Origin of the sequence: Micromonospora sp. NBC_00860 (assembly GCF_045207375.1) — a bacterium.
Classification (GTDB): Bacteria; Actinomycetota; Actinomycetes; order Mycobacteriales; family Micromonosporaceae; genus Micromonospora; species Micromonospora vinacea.
In genome coordinates this window covers 5,378,416-5,394,026 of the sequence record NZ_CP108825.1, presented here as the reverse complement: position 1 = coordinate 5,394,026, position 15,611 = coordinate 5,378,416, and the positions used below count along the sequence as shown (strand labels likewise).

Below are 15,611 nucleotides of genomic sequence, written 5' to 3'. Positions count from 1 at the left end.
CGTGCGGGCGACGGCGGTGGCTGGCCCAGTGATTCTGCCGCCGGCAGATCCGCCGACGGCAGAACCCGCGCGGCCTACGCGGCGGTCAGCCGCCGCAGGCCGAGCCGGGTCTGCGCGCTGTCAGCCAGGGCGGCGGTACGCGGACCGGGGCACGAGCCACCAGCGGAGGCTTTTCCGTCGACGCTGAGGGTCGGCTCGCTCGCCACCGGCCCGCGATGCAGGAAGAACCCGCTGACACGTGGACCCACCAGCAGTGTGGCGTTGCCGATCTCCCGCCGAGTCGCATCGACCCGCTCCAGGTGGGTGAGCGCGGCGCGCGGCGCGGCCGGGACGCGGGGCTCGACCCTGCGCATGTCGTCGCGGGCCTCGCCGAGCAGGTCGGCGAGGCTGATGCCGAGGGCCCGGCAGATCGCCGCCAGCACCTCCGACGAGGCCTCCTTGCGGCCCCGCTCGACCTCCGAGAGGTAGGGCACGGAGACGTCTGCCGACGCGGCCACCTCGCGCAGCGTGCGGCCCTGACGCTGGCGGTGGCGGCGGAGCACTCCGCCGATGACTCGTCGCAGCAACGACATGCCGGCCTCACTTTCGCGGTCGTCGTCGGGAACACCCTCATCATGCCCGTCCGCAGCCGTTCGGGCCGACCCGTCCGGGCCCGCGCCGCTCCGACGGCGCGGGCCCGGGGCTCTCACCGGTGCAGGTGGGTGTGCCAGGCGGCCGGCTCGGCCACCAGCGTGACCATCGGGAACAGGGCCCGAGTGCCACCGGTGGGGAGCAGGGCGCTGTCGTCGATCGACACGTTCGCCCCGTTCACGTCGTAGACGGTCAACGACTCGTTGCCATCTCCCTCGGTGAACCGCGCCGGGTGCCCGTCCAGTGTGGTGTTCGGGTCGACGAACGCCCTGTCGGTCGGGTCGGTGACGTTGCGGTAGCGGGCGACGACGACGGCCAGCGTCCGTGCCCGCTGCCGGCCGGGGTCGGCGGTGGCCGGCTCCTGAGTCCAGGTCCACCCGGCGTCCCAGTAGTTGGGCTCGTCGAGTGACTCGTGCACGTTGACGGTGATCAACCGCAGCCCGGCCGGTACGCCCGCCACCGTCGCCGGCATCGGAATGGTGTCGGTGCCGAAACGCAGAGACTGCGCTACCTGCGTCGCCGTCTTCCGCACGTCCGATCCGGTCCCGAACACCCGCACCTGCGCCCAGCCGTCCGGGGCGTACTGCCAGCACAGAATCGCCTCCGGTTTCTCGGCGCCCGAGTAGCTGGCGAAGACGCTGTCCCCGCCGTTCAGTCGGGGACCTCGCTCGGAGTCGCCGGCCACGGCGGGCTCACCGCTGTCCCGCTGCGGCGCCGACGGCTCCACGCCCTTGGGGAGGAGCGAGACGGTCACGAACTGCCGCTGGTCGTCGGTGCGGCCGTTGGACGCGCCGAGGTGCACACCCTGGCCGGAGAGGAGCAGCCCGGCCTGGTACTGGAGATCCCGCATCCCGTCCGGCAGCCAGCCGAACCGGACGTACACCCGCTGTGGGTCGACGGTGGTGAGCGCGACCGGCAGGCCGGTCTGGCCATCGACGGGCGCCGCGCCGAGCGGGGTGGGGGCCGGCGGCCGGTCCGGGGTCAGCAGGTCGGGGACGGTGAGCCCGCCGACGGTCAGCGCCACCGCCAGCAGCGCGGCGCCGGCTCCCTGGGCGAGTCGGCGTTGCCGCCGTGCGGTGCTCATCGCACGCTCCACGTCCAGCACGGCGGAGGGTCGCTCGGCCGATTCGATCTCGGTCAGCATCAGGTCGCCAATCTGGCGTTCGTCAAGCATGTCGCTCCTCTCAGTTGCCGGTCAGGGTGGGGATGAGCAGGGTGCGGAGGGTGGCCAGGCCCTTGGCGGTCTGGCTCTTCACAGTCCCCGTCGAACAGCCCATGGCCCGGGCGGTCTCCTCGACGCTGAGGTCCTGGAAGTACCGCAGCACCAGCACCGCACGTTGCCGCGGCGGCACCTGCCGCAGCGCGCTCACCAGAGTGATCCGGTCGGTCGGGTCGGGAAAGGCCCGGGACACGTCGGGCAGCGCGGAGCCGAGGCGTACCCGCGCCCACCGCAATCGCCGTTCGTCGATCAGTCGCCGGACCAACATGGTGCGGACGAGCGCGTCCAGGTGATCGGCCTGCCGAGCCCGGGCCCACGAGCGGTACAGCTCGGTGAGCACCCGTTGCAGGATGTCGTCGCCCCGGTCCCAGTCCCCGCACATCAGGTAGGCGGTGCGCCGCCACTGCACCATCCGGGAACGGACGTACTCGGTGTATTCGTCGTCGGCCTCGGCTCGTCGTCTGCCGCTCGTCGTCACGAGGGTCGCGCCCCCTCCGTCTGCCGGCCTGCACCGGTTCGTCGTTGTCGTCCGGTAGTCGGGTACGGGGGCGCCGCCGGTTGTCCGCCGCGACCCGGACGTGCGGACGGCGGTGCACCCGCTATGTTGTGGGCGTGCAGGCGACGGCGGGGGAGCAGGTTCGACGGTGATCCATTTTCCCGCGCAGCGCCGGGGCCCACTGAGCGCGCTGAGCCTTCGGCTCGCCGCCGCCCTGGGCCTGGTCTTCGCCGTGGTCGCCGCGGTCTACCTCGGCCGGGACGGCTACCGCGATGTCAATGAGGACGGTCTCACCCTCCTCGACTGCTTCTACTACGCGGTCGTGTCGCTCTCGACCACCGGCTACGGGGACATCACCCCGGCCGCGCCGTCGGCCCGGCTGGTCAACGTCCTCTTCATCACCCCGGCCCGAGTGATCTTCCTTATCATCCTGGTCGGTACCACACTGGAAGTTCTGACCGAGCAGTACCGGACCGGCCGTCGCCTGTCGCGGTGGAGGAGAGCCGTGAAGGACCACGTCATCATCTGCGGCTACGGCACCAAGGGGCGTAGCGCCGTCTCCGCCCTGATGGAGAACGGTCTGGACCGTTCGCGGATCGTGGTGGTGGAGCGCAGCGCCGCCGCCCTGCGGCAGGCCACCTCCGCCGGGCTGGTGGCGATCGAGGGCTCGGCGACCCGTTCGTCGGTGCTGAACGAGGCGCACGTCAAGAGCGCGAAGTCCGTGATCATCGCGACCGACAGTGACGACGCGTCGGTGCTGGTCGCGCTGACGGTCCGGCAGCTCACCGCCGGGCAGGTCCGCATCATCGCGGCGGCGCGGGAGGCGGAGAACGCCCCGCTGCTCAAGCAGAGTGGTGCGCACCACGTGATCGTCTCCTCGGCCACTGCGGGCCGGCTGCTCGGCCTGTCCACCTCGGCGCCGCCGTTGATCGACGTGGTGGAGGATCTGCTCACTCCCGGCCAGGGCATGGCGCTGGCGATGCGTTCCGCGGAGCGGGACGAGGTGGGACGCTCGCCGCGCGAGCTGGAGTCGTTGGTGATCGCGCTGGTGCGGCGGGGCAAGGTGGTCACCCTGGCCGACCGGGCCGGCGCGGTGATCGAGACCGGCGACATGCTGGTGCACGTACGCGACGATCGCCCCCAGTCGGCCACGACCGCCTGAGTCGTCCCGCCGCTGCCGTCAGCAGGTGTCGTCGGCGACGCAGATCGCCTCGGTGCAGTTGACCGCCGTGCCGGTGGAGGCCCGGCTGAGCAGCTTGTAGAGCGTCTCCCGCTCGGCGGGATCCAGTGCGCCCAGCACCTCGTCCTCGGCGCCGGCCAGGGCGCATTCGGCCTCGCTGAGGCGTTTTGCCCCATCTTCGGTGAGTTCGACCACGTGTCGGCGGCGATCCTCGGGGGAGCGCCGACGCTCGATCAGCTGCTTCGCCTCGAGGTCGTTGAGCAGCCCCACGATGTTGGTGCTGTCCATTTCCAGGATGGTGGCGAGCGCCTGTTGACCGGTGCCGCCGCCGGCGCGAAGCACTGTGAGCGCGACCAGATGCCGGGGGCGTAGCCCCAGCGGCGCCAGCACCGACTCCGACCGCAGTCGCATCCGCCGGGCCAGATGGTCCAGGAGTGCGCCCGAGCGGTGCTCTGAGGAGTCGAGCGGTTGCGCGGACATGTGACCCAGTCTACCGACTCAGCGGAACATCGGCCTGCTATAAATAGTTGGTGCCTCACGAACGATCCCTGAAGGAGGAATGATGCATCTTCTGCATATTGACTCGAGCATCCGCGGTGACTGGTCGGTCAGCCGGCGGCTCACCGCCCGCGCGGTCGACGCATGGCGTGCGGCCCACCCGGACGGCACCGTGGCCTACCGGGACCTGGGTGCCGAACCCCTGCCGCACCTGGACGCGGACGGTGGGCTGGCGCGGATGACGCCCCCGGACCAGCACACTCCCGCCCAGCGCGACTCCTGGGAGCTCAGCGAGCAGCTGGTCGACGAGGTGAAGCAGGCCGACGTGGTGCTGCTCGGCCTGCCGCTCTACAACTTCGGTGCGCCCAGCAGCGTCAAGTCCTGGGTCGACCACCTGATCGTTCCCGGGCTGGCGTACGACCCGACGACGCAGGAGGGCCTGCTTGGCGGACGCGAGTTCGTGGTGCTGGCCACCCGGGGTGGCGGCTACGGCGAGGGCACCCCTCGCTACGGCTGGGACCACGCCGAGCCGTGGCTCCCGCACGGTCTGTCGATGACCGGCATGCAGCCCCGGTTCATCAGCGCCGAGCTGACCCTGGCCCCATCGGTGCCGGCGATGGCCGAGCTGATCCCGCTGCACGAGGCGAGCCTCGCGGCGGCCGAAAAGGAGATCGACAACCTCTGGACGCCGGTCAGCGCCCAGCGCTGAGGCAGCGCCGACACGACGAGAGCGGCCGCCCCGATCGGGGACGGCCGCTCTCGTCGGTGCGGACGGGTCAGAGGATGGTCCAGGTGTCGCCGCTGCCCAGCAGCCCGGCGAGCTGCTGCTCGGGGGTCTCGGTGACAGTCGCCTTGGCGGCCGCGAGCTGAGCCTGCACCACGCTGTCGTAGGACGGGCGGTCCACCGAGCGGAACACCCCGATCGGGGTGTTGCGCAGGTCCAGGCCGGGCAGCCGGGACAGCGCGAAGGCGTACGCCGGGTCGGTGACCGTCGCGTCGTGCACGACGATCTCCTCCGGGCGGACCGAGTTGGTGTCCCGGACCTCCAGGCCGAAGCCGCCCGGCGGGTGCACCACGCAGAACCGCCCGTCGGCGCCGAAGGTGATCGGCTGCCCGTGCTCCAGGCGGATCAGGTAATCGTCGCGGGTGGACGGGTCCTTGAGCTGCTCGAACGCCCCGTCGTTGAAGATGTTGCAGTTCTGGTAGATCTCCACGAAGGCCGAGCCCTCGTGTTCCGCGGCGGCCCGCAGCACCGACTGGAGGTGCTTGCGGTCGGAGTCGATGGTCCGGCCGACGAAGCTGGCCTCCGCGCCGAGGGCGAGCGACAGCGGGTTGAACGGGGCGTCCGCCGAACCGGCCGGGGTCGACTTGGTGATCTTGCCGACCTCGGACGTCGGAGAATACTGACCCTTGGTCAGACCGTAGATCCGGTTGTTGAACAGCAGGATCTTGAGGTTGACGTTGCGCCGTAGGGCGTGGATCAGGTGGTTGCCACCGATGGAGAGCGCGTCGCCGTCGCCGGTGACCACCCAGACCGACAGGTCCGGCCGGGACACCGACAGGCCCGTCGCGATCGCCGGGGCCCGACCGTGGATCGAGTGCATCCCGTACGTGTTCATGTAGTACGGGAAGCGGGACGAGCAGCCGATCCCGGAGACGAAGACGGTGCGCTCCCGGGGGATGTTCAGCTCCGGCATGAACTGCTGGATGGCTGCCAGGATCGCGTAGTCACCGCAGCCGGGGCACCAGCGCACCTCCTGGTCGGACTTGAAGTCCTTCGCGGTGAGCTTGACGGCGACGGGCTCAGACATTCTTCAGCACCTCTTCCAGCGTCGTCTCCAGCTCGGCGGCCGTGAACGGAAGGCCGCGGACCTGGTTGTAGCTGATCGCGTCGACCAGGTAGCGGGCCCGGATGACGTGGGCGAGCTGGCCCAGGTTCATCTCCGGGATGACCACCTTGTCGTACGAGCGCAGCACCTCACCGAGGTTGGCCGGCATCGGTGCCAGGTGCCGCAGGTGCGCCTGGGCGATGGAGAGGCCGCGCTGGCGTACCCCGCGGCACGCCGCGCCGATCGGCCCGTACGTCGAGCCCCAGCCGAGGACCAGCACCCGGGCGTCGCCGTCCGGGTCCTCCACCTCGATGTCCGGCACCGGGATGGTCTCGATCCGGGCGGCCCGGGTGCGCACCATGAAGTCGTGGTTGGCCGGGTCGTAGGAGATGTCGCCGGTCTTGTCGGCCTTCTCCAGACCGCCGATCCGGTGCTCCAGACCCGCCGTGCCGGGGATCGCCCACGGCCGGGCCAGGGTCTCCGGGTCACGCAGGTACGGCAGGAAGGTGGTGCCGTCCTCGCCGTTGGGCTTGGTGGCGAACTCGACCCGCAGGTCGGGCAGCGACTCCACGTCGGGCAGCAGCCACGGCTCGGAACCGTTGGCGACGTAGTTGTCGGACAGCAGGATCACCGGGGTGCGGTAGGTCAGCGCGATCCGGGCCGCCTCCAGTGCCGCGAAGAAGCAGTCCGACGGTGACCGGGGCGCGATCACCGCGACCGGCGCCTCGCCGTGCCGACCGTAGAGCGCCATGTTGAGGTCGGCCTGCTCGGTCTTGGTCGGCATGCCGGTCGACGGGCCGGCGCGCTGCACGTCAACGATGACCAGCGGCAGCTCCAGCGCCACCGCGAGCGAGATCGTCTCGCTCTTGAGCGCCACGCCGGGGCCGCTGGTGGTGGTCACACCGAGCGACCCGCCGTAGGAGGCGCCCAGCGCGGCGCCGACGGCGGCGATCTCGTCCTCGGCCTGCACAGTGAGAACACCGAAGCGCTTGTGCTTGCTCAGCTCGTGCAGGATGTCCGACGCGGGCGTGATCGGGTACGCCCCGAGGAAGACCGGCAGCCCGGAGCGCACCCCGGCGGCGACAAGCCCCAGCGAGAGCGCCGCGTTGCCGGTGATGTTGCGGTACGTGCCCGGCTTCATCTTGGCCGGCTTGACCTCGTAGCGGACCGCGAAGTCCTCGGTGGTCTCGCCGAAGTTCCAGCCGGCCTTGAAGGCGGCGACGTTCGCGGCGACCAACTCCGGGCGGGCGGCGAACTTGCGCTCCAGGAAGCGCAGCGTCGACTCGTAGGGCCGGGAGTACATCCAGGAGAGCAGGCCGAGCGCGAACATGTTCTTCGAGCGCTCGGCATCCTTCTTGGACACCTGGTGGGCGGTGAGCGCGCCGACGGTCATCGAGGTCAGCGCCACCGGGTGCACGACGTAGCCGGCCAGCGAGTCGTCGTCGAGTGGGCTGCTCTGGTAGCCGACCTTCGCGAGATTGCGCTTGGTGAACTCGTCGGTGTTGACGATGATGTCCGCGCCGCGCGGCAGATCGGCCAGGTTGGCCTTGAGGGCCGCCGGGTTCATCGCCACCAGCACGTTGGGCGCGTCGCCCGGCGTGAGGATGTCGTAGTCGGCGAAGTGCACCTGGAAGCTCGACACGCCGGGCAGGGTGCCGGCGGGAGCGCGGATCTCGGCGGGGAAGTTTGGCAGCGTGGAGATGTCGTTGCCGAGCTGCGCCGTCTCCGAGGTGAACCGGTCGCCGGTCAGCTGCATGCCGTCGCCAGAGTCACCGGCGAACCGGATGACCACCCGGTCGAGTTGACGGATCTGCTTGGTCACTGTGCCACCTTCGTTCGCGACTGCGGGGCTTGCCCGGCCACGGAACCTCCTTGACGCAACGCTTCACCGCACCGCCCCAGGCTGGTCCGGCCGCTGTCGTTCCTCACCTCAGAGCCTACGTCTAAGGGAGCCCTAACCATCCCCGGAGGTCCGCCGACTGGGACCGGATCGGGTCGCGAAATGCCCACCTTTGCGGGGTTACGCACCGCCCGCCGTAATTCAGATCACCACCCGACCGCGCCGACGACCCCGGCCACCTGTCGCCGGGGTCGTCAGTCGATCAGTCGGCGGGCTGGGGCGCGGGCTCGGGCGGCGGGCCGCCGAACCGGCGGCGCAGCGAGGTCATGGCCAGCGTGAGAGCCAGCACCACCAGCAGCGCGGACACCGCGATCAGGATGACCGCGGTGCGCTGCACCGAGGTCAACCCGCCGTCCCGGGTCGTGGCGCCGGCCGGGAGTACGCCCTGCGAGCCGGTCGGCGCGGGCGGGGAGACCACCGGCGTGGCCAGGGCGGCGGCCGCGGTGATCCGGAAGCTCATCTGCACCCGACGGGTCGGGCCGCTGCGGGGATCGAGTTGGCCGATCACGGCGCCGGACAACGGCGCCTCCCGCTGGGCCTGTGGCGTCGCCTCCACCGGCAGTTGCACCTCGGCTGTCGTTCCGGCCACCACCAGGCCGGCGTCGCAGCGGGTACGCGTCGGGTCGACCGCCACGCAGCCGAGCGGCGGGGTCGGCACTGTCACCCCGGCCGGCAGGACGACCTCGACCCGGCCGGCGGCGTCCACCGCGCCGGTGTTGCCCAGCCGGAGCGTGAGGGTGCTGGGGCCACCGCTGATGTCGAAGGCCACCTCGTCGGCGGCGAGCGCGATCCCGGGCACCGGCGGGCCGGGCGGGAAGAGCACCGCGAAGCCCTGGTCGTCGGTCACTTCTCCGGGCACTCCCGACGCGTTCGCGACGACCTGGACGGAGCCGCTGAGCGGCATCTGCTTCCACGCCGTGCCGGCCACCCGCAGGCGCAGCACGGTGCTGAACCGGGCGCCCGCCCCGGCGGTCCACGCCCCACAGCGGTACGCCCCACCACCGGCGGCGGCGCAGCCCTTCGTGCCGGCGTCGGCCAGCCCGGCGGGCAGCGTGTACGAGAGTCGGATCTGTTCCGCTGTGGTACCGGTGTTGTGCACAGTGACCAGGAGGGTGGCAGTGGTGCTCGCGGTGTTCCAGTACGCCTCGGTGAGGGTGACGTCGCCGGTGGTGACCTGCACGCCCAGCGGGCTCTGCGGCGCCGCCGGCGAACCCGGCGCGGGCGGGCGGACCGGCGGAGTCGGGGGTGTCGGCAGGAGCGGAGGTGCGGTCGATGGCACCGGGGGAGCCGGGCTGGGCGGTCGGGTGGTGCCGCCCGGCGCGGGCGCGACGGTGGTCGGCGCCGGTGGGACCTCCGGGGCGGTGGTCACCGGCGCGGGTGGGGTCGTCTCCGGCGGTGGCGCGCTGGTCTCCGGCGCCGGCTCGGTCGGGCCCGGTTCACCGCCCGGGTCCTCGGTCGGCGTGGGCTCCTCCGCCGGCGTGGTCGGGGGCTCTTCTCCGCCCGGCTCGTTGACCGGTTCGCCGGAGGTCACGATTGGGTCCGCGTCCGGCACGGCCGCGCTGGCCCAGGCCGGCCCGACGGCGAGCGCCGTGAGCAGGCCGAGCGCGAGCGCGACCGCCAGCAGGGGCGCGGAACGCCGCCCCTCCGCCCGGCTACCGGGCGGTGCCTTCACGCGGGCCATCTGTCCTCCGGTGACATGGGTGGGTGTCCAATATTCGGTAACAGTTGCCCCAGTGCACTAGTCCCATCCGGAAACAAATCCGTAACGTGTTGGGGACGGCCGGTCTGGGCGAGCGGTAGGCTGCCGACTGTGACCGGATACCTGGGCTCGTACGCGACGCTCGGGCTCCTGCTGCTCGCCAGCGTTGTCTTCTTCGTTACGGCGTTCTCGGCCAACCGGGTGTTACGCCCGGCGCGTCCGGCCGACCCGCCGGGCAAGCGGGCCAGCTACGAGTGCGGGCTCGACCCGGTCGGTGCCGACTGGGCGCAGATGCAGATCCGCTACTACGTGTACGCCTACCTCTACGTCCTGTTCGCGGTCGAGGCGGTGTTCCTCTTCCCCTGGGCGGTGGTCTTCGACCGGCCGGGCTTCGGTCTGGTGACGGTGGTGGAGATGGCGGTGTTCGTGGCCGTGCTCGCGCTCGGCATCCTCTACGCCTGGCGTAGGAACATCCTCCGCTGGACCTGAGCGCCACGGCCTCCGGCGATCGTGTCGGTCGGTCCGGCCGTTCGCGGCCGGTTACGGCGACGACCGGTCAGGCCAGTCCCCTTCGGGTCGCCGTGGGCGGGCGGTCGCCGCGGATCGAGGCCACCAGGTCCAGCACCCGTCGGGTCGGGCCGACCTGGTGGGCCCGGAAGACCCGGGCGCCCAACCAGGCCGAGACCGCCGTCGCGGCGAGCGTCCCCTCTAGCCGCTCGGCCACCGGCAGGCCCAACGTCTCACCGATGAAGTCCTTGTTGGAGAGCGCCACCAGCACCGGCCAGCCGGTCGCGGTCAGCTCGTCCAACCGGCGGGTGATCTCCAGCGAGTGCCGGGTGTTCTTGCCGAAGTCGTGAGCCGGGTCGATGAGGATGCCGTCGGGGCGTACCCCGGCCGCCACCGCGCGCTCGGCGAGCCCGGTCACCGTCGCCACCACGTCGGCGACCACGTCGGTGAAGGCGGCCCGGTGTGGCCTGGTCCGCGGCGTCAGGCCGCCGGCGTGCGAACAGACCAGGCCGGCGCCGGTCTGCGCGGCCACCTGGATCAACGCCGGGTCGGCGCCCGACCAGGTGTCGTTGAGCAGGTCGGCACCGGCCGCCACGGCCTCCGTCGCCACCTCGGCACGCCAGGTGTCGATGGAGATCACCACCTCCGGGAACGCGGCCCGGACGGCGGCGATGGTGTCCACCGTGCGTCGGATCTCCTCGGCGACGTCCACGTCCGCACCGGGGCCGGCCTTGACGCCGCCGATGTCGATGATTGCCGCGCCCTCGTCCACCGCCCGCTCCACGGCGCGCAGAGCGCTGTCGGCGGCGTAGGTGGCCCCGCGGTCGAAGAACGAGTCCGGCGTGCGGTTGATGATCGCCATCACCACCAGCTCGCCCGGGGCGAACGTGTGCCCACCCAGCCGAAGCGCCCCGGCCATGCCCGCCTCCTGGAAGTTCGCGCCGCGCCGCCGCGTCGGCCGGTCCCGACGCTAGTCGGTCGCCCGTCCGCAATTCCGGGCGGGCGTCGGCGCCGATCGTGATCGGGGCGGGTGGCGGGGTCGCTCCGGGACGGCTGCCATGCCACGATCAGTGCATGGGTCAGCTTCTGCTCCTCCTGGTCGTGGCGTTGACCGTCGCGGCGGTGGTATTCGGCGTGACGGTGCTGGTCAGCGGCCGTGATCCCGGCCTGGCGCCGGCCGAGCCGGATTCGCAGGCCGTGGCGTTGCCGGGCACCCGCCCGTTACGCGAATCCGACGTGGCGGCGGTCCGTTTCGACACCGGGTTGCGCGGGTACCGGATGGACCAGGTCGATCAGGCGTTGCGCCGTGCCGCCTACGACATCGGTTACAAGTCCGAGCTGATCGGCGTACTGGAGTCGGAGGTCATCGCGTTGCGTGAGGGACGCACCGACGACGCGGACGTGCTGCGCCAGGCCCGCGAGCAGTCGACCAGCAAGGTGACGACAGCGGACGCGGCCGACCCGGATGAGGCGGCAGAGCCGGGCACGGCGGTCGAGCCGGGCAGGGACGTGCCGCTGACCGGCGAGGCGGGCTCGGCCCCGGTCGGCTCGACGACTCCCGGCCCGTTGCCCTCGGCCACCTCGTCTCCGGCGGATTCCGACGGTGTGGCGCCGGCCGCCGGGCCCGCCGACGACGAGTCGGCCGATCGTGAGCAGACCGCCGACGGCACCGAGCAGCGCGACGCGGTGGTTCGGTCGGAGCCGGCGTGACCGAACCGGAGGGCGCTGACGATCTTCGGGAGGCGGCCCGACCCGGTGCCGGTGAGGTGACCGCCACGGTGATCGTCGACGCCCCGGCGGAGCGGGTCTTCGCCGCGTTGCTCGCCTGGGAACGTCAGTCCGACTGGATCCCGTTCACCCGCGTCCGGGTGGTCGAGGGTGACGGGCGTGAGGGCAGCCGGATCGAGGCGGTGACCGCGCTCGGCCGGGCGACGCTGCGCGACGAGATGCGGGTGGTCCGGGTCGACGAGCCGTACGAGATCGGCGTGGTGCACCACGGTCAGTTGCTGCGCGGCCCGGGTGTGCTGCGCTGCACCCAGCTGGGCCGGGACCGCACCCAGGTCGTCTGGCACGAGTGGTTCCACCTGCCGGGCGGCCGGGCCGGTCGACTGGCGTGGCCGGTGCTCTGGCCCGGCTCCAAGCTCGGCCTCACCCAGGCGCTGAAGAGGTTCGCCCGTCTGGTCGAGCAGGGCCGGCTGCCCTGACCGGTTGACCCGGTGCCGGCTGCCAGCCCGGCGCGCGGAAGAGGTGCCCGGCGCGGTGCCGCCAGGTCACCGCGGCGCGCAGGTCCCGGGCGATCGAGGCGTACTCGTGGAAGGCCACCCGCACCGGGTTGTAGCTGCCCACGTTCTTGGTCAGGCCGTACACGCAGCGCTCCCGTTCCGGCGCGAACGACCTGAAGAGCCGGTCCCAGACGATCAGGATGCCGCCGAAGTTGCGGTCCAGGTAGCTGCCCTGCGACGCGTGGTGCACGCGGTGGTGCGACGGGGTGTTGAACACCGCCTCGTACCAGCGCGGCATCCTGTCGATCCGCTCGGTGTGGATCCAGAACTGGTAGAGCAGGTTGACCGAGCCGCAGAACGCGACCACTGCCGGGTGTACGCCGGCCAGGATCAGCGGGAGGTAGAACACCCAACTGGTCAGGCCGGTCCACGGTTGGCGCAGTGCTGTGGAGAGGTTGAACCGCTGCGACGAGTGGTGCACCACGTGCGAGGCCCAGAGGATGCGGATCACGTGGTGGCTGCGGTGCGACCAGTAGTAGCAGAAGTCCTGCGCGAGCAGGATCAGTGGCCAGGTCCACCAGAGCTCGGCGACCCGCAGCGGGGTGAGCGCGTAGAGCAGCGCGTACGCGGCGGCGATCGGCACCTTCCAGAGGAGGTCGGCGAAGATGCTGCCCAGCCCCATCGCCAGGCTGGTCGCGGTGTCGGCGCCGCCGTAGCCGACCTCGTCGTCGTCGCGGTGCAGCAGGTAGGAGACCCGCTCCAGCACGATGAGCAGCACGAAGGCCGGGATCGACCAGGCGATGACGTCCGGGAACTCCTTCACCGTGCGGCCTCCGCTCGCCGTCACCGGTCGGGGCGCACCGTCGGGTGACCCCGACCTACCGGTCGGTAACAAGCACCATAGGCAGCCGGACGGCCGGTGGCAATGGGGCGTCGGACCGATGCCCTAGCGTGTACGAGGTGACTGACCTGGTGATCGGCGCTGATGGACTGGCTCGCTGCGCTTGGGGGTCGAGCACCCCCGACTACGCCATCTACCACGACACCGAGTGGGGGCGGCCGCTGCGCGGCGACGACGCGCTCTACGAGCGGATGACGTTGGAGGCGTTCCAGTCCGGGTTGTCCTGGCTGACCATCCTGCGCAAGCGTCCGGCGTTCCGGCTGGCCTTCGACGAGTTCCACCTCCCGACCGTCGCCCGCTACGACGACGCCGACGTGACCCGCCTGCTCGCCGACGCCGGCATCGTCCGCAACCGGGCCAAGATCGAGGCGGCGATCGCCAACGCCCGTGCCGCACTGGAGCTGCCCGAGGGCCTGTCCGCGCTGCTCTGGTCCTTCGCTCCGGAGCCCCGGCCCGCTCGCCCCGCTTCGTTCGCCGAGCTGGCGCCGATCACCCCCGAGTCGACGGCGATGGCCAAGGCACTCAAGAAGCGCGGCTTCCGGTTCGTCGGCCCGACCACCGCGTACGCGTTGATGCAGGCGACCGGAATGGTCGACGATCACATCGTCGGCTGTCATGTCACAGTCCCACCGGCGGCGTGATGAGATGGCAGACATGACGACCGAGACCGCGCACCGGGCCGGTGCGGCCGGCAACGCCGACGGGGTGGGTGCCTGGGCGGTGCTGCTGCCCGCCGAGCGGTACGAGGCCGAGCGGCTCGTGCACCACGACACGCTGGAGCTGACCGGGCTGACCGACGTCGCCCGGCCGGGGCTGGGAGACCAGGTCGCAGTGCTTGTCGACGCGCCGCCACGGCTGGTGGCGCTCGGCCGGGTCAGCACACCGGGTCGACGCCACCGGGAAGACCCGGACGACCCGCAGTCCCCGACCGAGCCGGGGACGCTGGTCGTCGCGTACACCCGACGGGCCTTCGACGAGCCGGTGCCGGCCGATCTGCTGGCGCTCGACGGGCCGGTCACCGCACTGGAGCCGGCTGCCTTCCGGGCGCTGGCCGACCAGCTCGGCCCGCCCCCGGTGCGGCGCACCTGGCTGGTCAGCCTCGACCTGCCGATCGAGGCCGCCACGCCGGCCGAGGCGGTTCGGCTGTTCTGGTCCTACGTGCAGGAGTTGGGCCCGCGGGAACTGCCCGCCTTCGTCTCGCCGGCCGGTGACGAGCTGGCCATGCAGGCGTTCGTGCTGGGCGAGCAGGCCAACCAGGACCCGGAAGAGGACGACTAGAAGAGTGTGTCCACCCGGCCCCGCCAGTCGGCGAGGACCGGGCCCGGGTCGGTGCCCAGCACCCGCTCCAACAGAGTGGCGTAGACGTCCCGGAAGTCGGTCGTGTATTTCAGGTCGCCGTCGTCGAGGTCGGTGAGGCTCGGCGGCGCGCCGTGCCAGCCACCCCGGACGCCAGCGCCGAGCAGCAGCACGTCCGAGGCGGTGCCGTGGTCGGTGCCGTCCGAGGCGTTGGCCCGCACCCGACGGCCGAACTCGGAGTAGACCGCCACCACCACCTTCCGGCCCGCCTCGGTGCGACTCATCCGGTCGGCGAACCCGGTCAGCGCCCGGTCCAGTTGACCCAGCAGCACGGCCTGCAACTGCTTCTCGTCGGCGTGCGTGTCGAAGCCGCCCAGCGACACCGAGAACACCCGGGTGGACACTCCCGCCTCGACACACTGCGCGACCAGGTCGAGCTGCGCGTCCAGTGGGGTGCGAGCCCCGCCGGTGGCCGTCGCGGGGGCCTGCTCGCCGTCCGGCTCCGCCGTGTCCGGGTCGGCGGAGTCGCGTACCTGGCGGATCATCTCGTCCACCGACCGTAGGTCGGCGAAGCAGGCTGCGGCGCGACCCCGGGCCGCCGACTCACCCGCCTCGGCGGCGGCGAACGCGGTGAGCGTCTCCGCGGGCAGCCCCTTGGCGGCCTTCCGGTCGGTCACCGGCACTGCCGCACCGGCGCTCCGCTCCCCGGCCAGCAGCGGCGGCAGCGCCGGCTCGAAGGAGACCGCCAGCCGGGGGTCGCCACCGGCTCGGTCCAGCCACCGTCCGAGCCAGCCGGTGTTGCCCGGCCGGTCCGGTTGCGCGGTGTGCCAGATGTCCATCGACCGGAAGTGGCTGCGGTCCGGCTTCGGGTAGCCGACTCCGCGCACGATCGCCAGCCCACCGCCGGACCAGCGCTGGTGCAGGCCGGCCAGCGCCGGGTTGAGACCGAAGTCGTCGTCCAACCGCCGCACCTCCCCGTCCGGGTACGCCAGCTCCGGGCGAGCCGCCCGGTAGGCCGGGTCGCCGTACGGAATGACCGTGTTGAGCCCGTCATTGCCGCCGTAGAGGGTCACCAGCACCAGCGTGTGGGACTGCGGGTCGCGGTCCCCGGCGGTGTCCAGCAGGTCCCGCAGGCTGTACGCGCTGGCACCGGCGGCCAGCGCGCCAGCGCCGACCACCCCGCTGGTCAGCAGGAACCTGCGTCGGGTCAGGGTGTCCATGTCGACTCCTCCGC

The 15,611-nt window shown here is 71.9% G+C and carries 17 protein-coding genes; 7 read left to right on the top strand and 10 right to left on the bottom strand.

Annotated elements, in window-relative coordinates; translation table 11 throughout:
* Window positions 1-74: 74 nt before the first annotated feature.
* The 3 genes from OH804_RS24770 to OH804_RS24760 form a co-directional block, all read right to left on the bottom strand.
* Window positions 75-572, bottom strand: coding sequence for a helix-turn-helix domain-containing protein (locus tag OH804_RS24770; protein WP_406059801.1), 498 nt, complete (start codon window positions 570-572; stop codon window positions 75-77).
* A gap of 113 nt (window positions 573-685) precedes the next feature.
* Complete coding sequence (locus OH804_RS24765; RefSeq protein WP_406059799.1) at window positions 686-1,804, bottom strand: hypothetical protein; 1,119 nt, start codon at window positions 1,802-1,804, stop codon at window positions 686-688.
* A 10-nt stretch (window positions 1,805-1,814) separates the two neighbouring features.
* Entirely contained in the window at window positions 1,815-2,327 is a 513-nt protein-coding gene (locus OH804_RS24760) for a SigE family RNA polymerase sigma factor (protein WP_307788579.1), read from the bottom strand.
* A gap of 166 nt (window positions 2,328-2,493) precedes the next feature.
* Between OH804_RS24760 and OH804_RS24755 the strand changes: the two genes are divergently transcribed.
* Window positions 2,494-3,507: a TrkA family potassium uptake protein gene (locus OH804_RS24755; protein ID WP_196920909.1), complete on the top strand. Its 1,014-nt coding sequence runs from the start codon at window positions 2,494-2,496 to the stop codon at window positions 3,505-3,507.
* 18 nt (window positions 3,508-3,525) lie between these two features.
* Here OH804_RS24755 and OH804_RS24750 read toward each other — a convergent pair whose 3' ends face one another.
* The gene (locus OH804_RS24750; RefSeq protein WP_196920910.1) at window positions 3,526-4,005 is read right to left on the bottom strand and encodes a MarR family winged helix-turn-helix transcriptional regulator; all 480 of its coding nucleotides are present in this window, start codon (window positions 4,003-4,005) and stop codon (window positions 3,526-3,528) included.
* An 82-nt stretch (window positions 4,006-4,087) separates the two neighbouring features.
* On the opposite strand from OH804_RS24750, the gene OH804_RS24745 reads away from it, so the two are divergent.
* Window positions 4,088-4,732 (top strand): FMN-dependent NADH-azoreductase, encoded by a 645-nt coding sequence (locus tag OH804_RS24745; RefSeq protein WP_406059796.1) that lies wholly within the window; start codon window positions 4,088-4,090, stop codon window positions 4,730-4,732.
* Between the two features lie 67 nt (window positions 4,733-4,799).
* Here OH804_RS24745 and OH804_RS24740 read toward each other — a convergent pair whose 3' ends face one another.
* The 3 genes from OH804_RS24740 to OH804_RS24730 form a co-directional block, all read right to left on the bottom strand.
* On the bottom strand, window positions 4,800-5,834 hold the full coding sequence (locus tag OH804_RS24740; protein WP_196920912.1) for a 2-oxoacid:ferredoxin oxidoreductase subunit beta: 1,035 nt from the start codon (window positions 5,832-5,834) through the stop codon (window positions 4,800-4,802).
* Window positions 5,827-7,674, bottom strand: a complete 1,848-nt coding sequence (locus OH804_RS24735) for a 2-oxoacid:acceptor oxidoreductase subunit alpha (RefSeq protein WP_406059794.1) — start codon at window positions 7,672-7,674, stop codon at window positions 5,827-5,829. Before OH804_RS24735 ends, OH804_RS24740 begins: the two co-directional genes overlap by 8 nt.
* A gap of 280 nt (window positions 7,675-7,954) precedes the next feature.
* Complete coding sequence (locus OH804_RS24730) at window positions 7,955-9,433, bottom strand: hypothetical protein (RefSeq protein ID WP_406059792.1); 1,479 nt, start codon at window positions 9,431-9,433, stop codon at window positions 7,955-7,957.
* 129 nt (window positions 9,434-9,562) lie between these two features.
* Between OH804_RS24730 and OH804_RS24725 the strand changes: the two genes are divergently transcribed.
* Window positions 9,563-9,940 carry an NADH-quinone oxidoreductase subunit A gene (locus OH804_RS24725; protein ID WP_366339637.1) on the top strand — a complete coding sequence of 126 codons (378 nt, stop codon included), beginning with the start codon at window positions 9,563-9,565 and terminating at the stop codon, window positions 9,938-9,940.
* A 67-nt stretch (window positions 9,941-10,007) separates the two neighbouring features.
* On the opposite strand, the gene folP is transcribed toward OH804_RS24725, so the two are convergent.
* The gene (gene folP, locus OH804_RS24720) at window positions 10,008-10,877 is read right to left on the bottom strand and encodes a dihydropteroate synthase (RefSeq protein WP_406059789.1); all 870 of its coding nucleotides are present in this window, start codon (window positions 10,875-10,877) and stop codon (window positions 10,008-10,010) included.
* 155 nt (window positions 10,878-11,032) lie between these two features.
* Between folP and OH804_RS24715 the strand changes: the two genes are divergently transcribed.
* Together OH804_RS24715 and OH804_RS24710 are read left to right on the top strand one after the other, a co-directional pair.
* Window positions 11,033-11,668, top strand: coding sequence for a DivIVA domain-containing protein (locus tag OH804_RS24715; RefSeq protein WP_406059787.1), 636 nt, complete (start codon window positions 11,033-11,035; stop codon window positions 11,666-11,668).
* Window positions 11,665-12,162, top strand: coding sequence for an SRPBCC family protein (locus tag OH804_RS24710; RefSeq protein WP_196920918.1), 498 nt, complete (start codon window positions 11,665-11,667; stop codon window positions 12,160-12,162). Before OH804_RS24715 ends, OH804_RS24710 begins: the two co-directional genes overlap by 4 nt.
* Here OH804_RS24710 and OH804_RS24705 read toward each other — a convergent pair.
* Window positions 12,107-13,027 carry a sterol desaturase family protein gene (locus OH804_RS24705; protein ID WP_307788580.1) on the bottom strand — a complete coding sequence of 307 codons (921 nt, stop codon included), beginning with the start codon at window positions 13,025-13,027 and terminating at the stop codon, window positions 12,107-12,109. The two genes, OH804_RS24710 and OH804_RS24705, sit on opposite strands and share 56 nt — an antisense overlap.
* 113 nt (window positions 13,028-13,140) lie before the next feature.
* On the opposite strand from OH804_RS24705, the gene OH804_RS24700 reads away from it, so the two are divergent.
* Both OH804_RS24700 and OH804_RS24695 read left to right on the top strand, forming a co-directional pair.
* Window positions 13,141-13,722 (top strand): DNA-3-methyladenine glycosylase I, encoded by a 582-nt coding sequence (locus OH804_RS24700; protein ID WP_196920919.1) that lies wholly within the window; start codon window positions 13,141-13,143, stop codon window positions 13,720-13,722.
* Between the two features lie 13 nt (window positions 13,723-13,735).
* On the top strand, window positions 13,736-14,359 hold the full coding sequence (locus OH804_RS24695) for a hypothetical protein (protein ID WP_406059784.1): 624 nt from the start codon (window positions 13,736-13,738) through the stop codon (window positions 14,357-14,359).
* Here the strand turns inward: OH804_RS24695 and OH804_RS24690 are convergent.
* Window positions 14,356-15,597, bottom strand: coding sequence for a DUF1501 domain-containing protein (locus OH804_RS24690; RefSeq protein WP_406059782.1), 1,242 nt, complete (start codon window positions 15,595-15,597; stop codon window positions 14,356-14,358). The genes OH804_RS24695 and OH804_RS24690 overlap by 4 nt on opposite strands.
* Between the last annotated feature and the right edge of the window lie 14 nt (window positions 15,598-15,611).